Source organism: Micromonospora sp. NPDC003241, assembly GCF_053589795.1.
In genome coordinates this window covers 46,914-53,195 of the sequence record NZ_JBSFSO010000048.1, presented here as the reverse complement: position 1 = coordinate 53,195, position 6,282 = coordinate 46,914, and the positions used below count along the sequence as shown (strand labels likewise).

Annotated in this window: 6 protein-coding genes; 3 read left to right on the top strand and 3 right to left on the bottom strand. The window is 70.1% G+C overall.

Annotation, left to right across the window (positions count from 1 at the left end):
• Positions 1-162: 162 nt before the first annotated feature.
• Complete coding sequence (gene eda, locus ACWDVW_RS27615; protein ID WP_449954447.1) at positions 163-822, bottom strand: bifunctional 4-hydroxy-2-oxoglutarate aldolase/2-dehydro-3-deoxy-phosphogluconate aldolase; 660 nt, start codon at positions 820-822, stop codon at positions 163-165.
• A 46-nt stretch (positions 823-868) separates the two neighbouring features.
• On the opposite strand from eda, the gene ACWDVW_RS27610 reads away from it, so the two are divergent.
• Positions 869-1,645: an IclR family transcriptional regulator gene (locus tag ACWDVW_RS27610; RefSeq protein WP_449954445.1), complete on the top strand. Its 777-nt coding sequence runs from the start codon at positions 869-871 to the stop codon at positions 1,643-1,645.
• Positions 1,646-1,782: 137 nt separating this feature from the next.
• A complete protein-coding gene (locus ACWDVW_RS27605; protein WP_449954443.1) occupies positions 1,783-2,106 on the top strand; it encodes a hypothetical protein in 324 nt (107 codons plus the stop codon).
• 161 nt (positions 2,107-2,267) lie between these two features.
• On the opposite strand, the gene ACWDVW_RS27600 is transcribed toward ACWDVW_RS27605, so the two are convergent.
• Together ACWDVW_RS27600 and ACWDVW_RS27595 are read right to left on the bottom strand one after the other, a co-directional pair.
• Entirely contained in the window at positions 2,268-3,647 is a 1,380-nt protein-coding gene (locus ACWDVW_RS27600; protein WP_449954440.1) for a glycosyl hydrolase family 18 protein, read from the bottom strand.
• Between the two features lie 160 nt (positions 3,648-3,807).
• Positions 3,808-4,971: a GH12 family glycosyl hydrolase domain-containing protein gene (locus ACWDVW_RS27595; RefSeq protein WP_449954438.1), complete on the bottom strand. Its 1,164-nt coding sequence runs from the start codon at positions 4,969-4,971 to the stop codon at positions 3,808-3,810.
• A 447-nt stretch (positions 4,972-5,418) separates the two neighbouring features.
• Between ACWDVW_RS27595 and ACWDVW_RS27590 the strand changes: the two genes are divergently transcribed.
• Complete coding sequence (locus ACWDVW_RS27590) at positions 5,419-6,267, top strand: SDR family NAD(P)-dependent oxidoreductase (protein ID WP_449954435.1); 849 nt, start codon at positions 5,419-5,421, stop codon at positions 6,265-6,267.
• The last annotated feature ends 15 nt before the right edge of the window (positions 6,268-6,282 follow it).

Here is a 6,282-nt window from a genome sequence, read left to right as displayed (position 1 = left end):
GCTCATGCCGGCACTCCGCTCCGCTGCGTGCCGCCACGAGGCACCACCGCACTGAACCCGATGATTCGCTCGCTCTGCTCGCTCATGCCGGCACTCCGCTCCGCTGCGTGCCACCACGAGGCACCACCGCACTGAACCCGATGATTCGCTCGCTCTGCTCGCTCATGCCCGACCTCCCGCCGCCGCGACCACCGAGGCGGTCCGGCTGGTGATCTCGTCCCACTGCTCACCGGCGATCAGGTCCGCCGCCACCATCCAGGTCGCGCCGACGGCCAGCACGGCGGGCAGGGCAAGGTACTCGTCGATCACGGCGGGCGTGATGCCGCCGGTGGGGATGAACCGGATGTCGCGGAACGGCGCCGCGAGCGCCTTGATCATCGGCGCGCCGCCCAGTTGCTGGGCGGGGAAGAACTTGACCACGTCCAGGCCGGCGTCGACGGCCATCTGGATCTCGGTCGCGGTGGCCGCGCCGGGGAAGACCGGCACGCCGGCCTCCTGGCAGAAGCGCACCACCGCGGGGGCGAAACCGGGGGTCACCACGAACCGGGCACCGGCGGCCACGGCCCGCTCGGCCTGCTCGGCGGTGAGCACGGTGCCGGCACCGACCGTGAGATCTCCGCGCCCGGCCACCGACTTGATCGCGTCCAGCCCGGCGGCGGTGCGCAGGGTCACCTCGATCGCCGACAGACCACCCTTGACCAGCGCCGAGGCGAGTGGATCGGCGTGCCGAGCGTCCTCGAGGACCACCACCGGCAGCACCCGTCCAACGTCGAGTCGTCCCGATCCGCGATCAGATTGTTCAGATCCTTGAACGTTAGTCACGTACGTGACCTTACTTGAGGCGTACCGGCTTCGCTAGAGTGGGCCGGTGCCCACCGCGCCCGAGGAGTTCCAGCCCGTCAAGTCGGCCGGGCGCACCCTCGACCTGCTCGAACTGCTCGCCGACCAGCCGCGCTCCTGGGCCCTGGGCGACCTGGCACGGGCCCTCGGCATTCCCAAGAGCAGCCTGCACGGGCTGCTGCGCACGCTGACCACTCGCGGCTGGGTGCAGACCGACGACACCGGCACCCGGTTCCGGCTCGGCCTGCGGGCCCTGCGGGTCGGCGCCGCCTATCTCGACGGGGACGACCGGGTCGGTCTGCTCGGCGGCGTCCTCGACGAGTTGTCCCGCCGGTTCGGCGAGGCCGTCCACCTCGGCCGGCTCGACGGCGACCAGGTGGTGTATCTGGCCAAGCGGGAGTCGGTGCACCGGCTGCGGCTCTACAGCGCGATCGGCCGACGGTTGCCGGCGCACGCCACCGCCCTCGGCAAGGCCCTGCTGGCCGGGCACCCGGAGCAGACGGTCGACACGATGCTGACTTGGCCGCTGCCCCGCCTCACCCCGCACACCCTCTGCGACCGCGACGCCCTGCACGCCGCGCTGGCCGACGTCCGGGCGACCGGACACGCCGTCGACCGGGAGGAGAACGCCGAGGGCATCGTCTGCTTCGCGATGGCCGTGCCGCTGTCGTCCCCGGCGGTGGACGCGGTGAGCATCTCCGTCCCGGTCTCCCGGCTGCGTCCGGAGATCGAGACGTCGATCGTCGCGGCGCTGCGGGAGATGGTCGGTGGCCTCACCCAGGCCCGCAGCATGGTGGTCGCGTAGCGCCCGGAAGCGGGTCAGCGCAGTCACGTGGATCGCTGTAGTGTCGGCCTCGATCATCGACAACAGGTGATCGAGCCATCACGGGGGCTCCTCAACTCAATGTTGGGCGCCCATCGACGATCCGTCGGAGGGTACACATGAACACCGCACTGAAGGCTGGCCTGCGCACGGGCGCCCTGGCCGCACTGCTGGCACCGGCACTCGTCCTGGTTCCCGGCGCGGCCCAGGCCGCGCCGAGCGGCTGCTCGGGCGCGTACAACCTGGAGTACCAGAACACCTACGCGGTCTATTGCAGCAAGGGCACCGGCGAGTACCGCGCCAGGGCCCGCTGCTACCGCATCGGCAGCGAGAACTACACCACCAGGTACGGCACGTGGAAGCGCCCTGGCGGCACGGTCTCGACGGTCTTCTGCCAGTCGAACGAGGAAGTGGCGAGCGGAAGCTGGGAACTCCGCGGCTGAGCCTCGACCCACAAGTTCCGTCAGTGGTCGGGATCGCGGGACCCCAGACGGCTCTCGCCGCTGGATCTCTGACGTCCGCCATCTCGCCGCATCCGTGATCGGGCCGGGGGGTTCGGGACAGGATCATCCCTCCTGAACCCCCCGGTGTCACCCGACGCGCATCAGGCCGGCAGGCGCCAGACCTGGTTGGCGCCGCCGAAGCAGTCCCAGATCTGCAACCGGGTGCCGTCGGCGGAGCTGTTGCCGGTGGCGTCCAGGCACCTGTTCGACGCCGGGTTGCGCAGCGTGCCGTTGGACTGGGCCTGCCAGACCTGCGCGGTGGTGCCGTTGCAGTCCCAGAGCTGCACGAGCGTGCCGTTGGCGGTGCCCGCACTGGCCACGTCCAGGCACTTGCCGAGGGCCCGCAGGGTGCCGCCGGAAGCCACCGTCCAGCTCTGCGCGTTGGTGCCGTTGCAGGTGTAGAGCTGCACGGCCGTGCCGTTGGCGCTGCTCGCGGCGGCCACGTCCACGCACTTGCCGGCGATGCCGGTGATCGGCCCGGTCCGGCCGGTCGGCGGCGGGGTGCCGCCACCCATGACGGTGTCGTAGATCGCGCTGACCAGTGAGGTCGAGCCGCTGGTGTCCTGGGTCAGCTCCCAGTTCATCATCCCGCCGGCGTTCGCCATCGCCCACTGGGTCTTGCGCTTGACGGTCGGGATGCCGTTGTAGCACTGCTGGACGCCGCCTACCGTGGTGCAGTCCCGGTTGGCGTTGGCCGGGTCCATGCCGACCAGCTGGGTGTACGTGTAGTAGCCGGGCCGGCTGTAGAAGGGCACCCCGAGGACGGCCTTGGCGGCCGGCAGTCCGCGCGCCTTCCACCCGTTCACCGCGTTGATCGACCAGTCGTAGTTGGCGTGGGGGCTGCCGCCGTCGTACGCCATGATGTTGAGGAAGTCGACGTGGTTGAAGACCGAGGTCGGCACCCCGTCGCGGTAGTAGCCCTCGGCGACCACGGCGGCGGTCAGCAGCTTGCCCTGCGGGCGCAGCGCGTTGCCGAGCTGCTGCATGAGCAGGGCGTAGTTGGCGGCCGAGGCGCCCGGGTCCGGGTACTCCCAGTCCATGTCGACGCCGTCGAGGCCGTACTGGTTGACGAACGAGACCAGGCTGTTGACGAACGTGGTGCGGGTACCGGCGTTGGCGGCGAGAGCCTCGAAGGCGCTGTCGTCGCCGTCGTTCCAGCCGCCGACCGCGATGGAGACCTTGACGTTGTTGGCCCGGGCCAGCGACACCAGCGAGGAGAGCTTGCTCGGGTTCTCCACCGGCCGCAGGGTGCCGTTGCTGTTCGGCAGCACGAACGCGTAGTTGATGTGGGTGAGCTTGCCGTACTGGACCGAGTTGACGTTGCCGGTCCAGGACGGCATGTAGCCGACGCTCTTGAAGTTGTTCGGCAGGACCACGGCGTGTGCGGCGGTCGGGGTGACGGCGAGGGTCGCTCCGGCGGTGACCAGGGCGAGCAGACCGGCGGCCAGGGCCGAACGGGGGCGTGGACGTGGTGAGGACATCGAGGGCCTTCCCGGTGCGGATCACGGCGTCGTGCCGCCGTCCGGCGCCGATGGTCGTCGGCGCCGGACGGGCGTACGGATGGACGGGTGGGTTCCTCGAGGCAGCAGAATCTTAAAGAGTGTTAACCGTTTCGGTCAATGACGCCTTTCGATGGCCGCGTCAGTTGACGGTCACCGAGTAGGAGTTCGTGACCACCTCACCACTGCCGGTGAAGATCTCCGGACCGGCCTGGACGCTGGTGAGGTACTTCGAGCTGCTCATCCAGCCACGGGACACCACGTCGTTGGCGAAGTCACGGATGTTCAGCGTCGCGTTGGTGGTGTTGCTGGTCCGCACGTACGAGTAGACGTTCCAGGTGCCCACGTAGCCGCGCCACACCTCCCAGGTGGTGCCGCCGATGGTGACGGTGCCCTGCCGGCTGCCGGCCGGAGACGCGTTGGAGCGGTACAGCCAGATCATCAGCTCGTCGGTGGGCTGGTCCGCCGAACCGGGGTTGGCCATCGGGTGGAACCACATGTCGTAGGCGACGTTCATGTTGCTGGTGCCGTTGGAGGTCACGCTGAACTGCCAGCTCGTGTTGACGCTGCGGTTGGCGGAGACCTGCACCGGCAGGCCGGTGTTCGGCCGACGCCATCCCCAGTGCCAGCCGAGGATGGCTGCGGCGTACGACTTCACCGTGCCGGCCTGGCCACCCCAGGTGTAACTGGTGCCCCAACGGATCTGGCTGCCGGAACCGCCGTTGGACCAGATGCACTGGCTCCCGGAACCGGAGCTGCCACCCCACTGGTTGTTGGGGATCCAATACTTGCCGATGTCGATCAGGTCGCTGCTGTTGCAGAGCCGCCCGGTCGGCGGGTAGTCACCGGGCGGCGTCGAGGTGGTCGGCGTCGGTGTGGGGTTGGTCGGACCGGTCGAGCCGGTGCAGGTGACGCCATTCAGGGCGAACGAGGTCGGCGCCGGATTGCTGCCGCTCCACGAGCCGCTGAAGCCGAAACTCGCCGTGCCGTTGGTGCCGAGCGCGCCGTTGTACGCCACGTTCACCGCGGTCACCTGGGTACCGCTCTGGGTCACCGTGGCGTTCCACGCCTGGGCCACCCGCTGCCCGGCCGGGTACGACCAGGTGAGCCGCCAGGACGACACCGGGTCGCCGAGATTGGTGACGGTCACGTCGGCGTTGAAGCCACCCTGCCACTGGGCCGACACCGCGTACCGGACGGCGCAGCCGACCGCTGCCGCGTGGGCCGCGGCGACCCCGGCACCGGCGAGGAGGATCGTCACGGCCGCGGTGGCCGCGAGTGGAACGAGACGTCGTCGATTCAGCACTGCTGTCTCCTTCAGGTCGGACCGCCGCGCGGGACCCGCACTGTTCACGCTCACACCGGCCGGGTTCGACCCCGCCGTTCGTGCGTGCGATCGCGACAGGAGAGCCGGCCGGCGGCACAGATGACGTCCAGGACACGCGTATGCGCAGGTCCTGAGGGATCCGATCCATCGAGCCCGCGGCCCGTGCCCGAGAGGCCGCCGGGGGTGCGACACCGGCCCGATCACCACACCCGACATCGATGAGTATCTTTTGTGAAGGTACGACAACCGTCGAACAGGCGTCAACACGCGGCACACCCGTCGGCCGGGGGCACCGGTCCCGGTCGGCGAAACTCGCCAACCGCACCATCGCCCCGACGACAGCCGCTAGGTTCATCACCGATGCCGCCGGTGCCGCTGCGGGAACGCCGTCCACCGCCCGGGGTTCGACGACGACGGGAGCAGGTCGTGCCGACAGGACAGCACGCCGACGCGCTGCGGGACGCCGCCGTCGTGCTGACCGGTGCGACGAGCGGCATCGGCCGTGCCACCGCGCTGGCCATCGCCGACCGGCCCGGCAGTCTCGTCCTGCACGGCCCGGAGCCGGAGAGCGAGGTCGCCGACCTGCTCGACCAGGTGCGGTCCCGGCAACGCCGCGATGCCGAGCTGACGTACGTGACGGCCGACTACCACGATCTCGCCGAGGTCACCCGGCTGGCCGAGCGGATCCGCGTCACGACCGATCCGATCGACGTCCTGATCAACAACGCGGGCCGTCCCGCGCCGGCCACCCGGACGGTCAGCGACGCCGGGAACGAGATCACCTTCCAGGTCGACTACCTGGCGCCCTTCCTGCTCACCACCGACCTGATAGACCTGGTCGCCGGCCACGAGCGGGGACGGATCGTCAACATCGTGTCCGCCACCCATCACTCGGCCACGCTGCACCTGGACGACCTCGACCTGACCCGGCAGGCGTACACCCCGTCGGCCGCGTACGCGCACGCCAAGCTCGCCCTGGTGACGTACACCGGCTGGCTGGCCCGGAACCGGCCGTCGCCCTCGCTGGACGTGGTCAGCCTGCACCCCGGGGTGATCTCGACCGGCCTGCTGCACGCGATGTTCTCCGTCGACGGGCAACGCCCGGAGCAGGCCGCCGACACCGTCGTGCGGGTCGCGGCGCAGCGCGAGGACAACGGCACCTACTACGACGAGCGGGTACCCGGCACGCCGCACCCCCAGGCCGTCGACCCGGAGGTCCAGGACCGGTTGTACGAACGCACCGTGGAGTTGTTGCGCGGCCATCTCCCGGAGTGACGGGCGGGCCGCCCG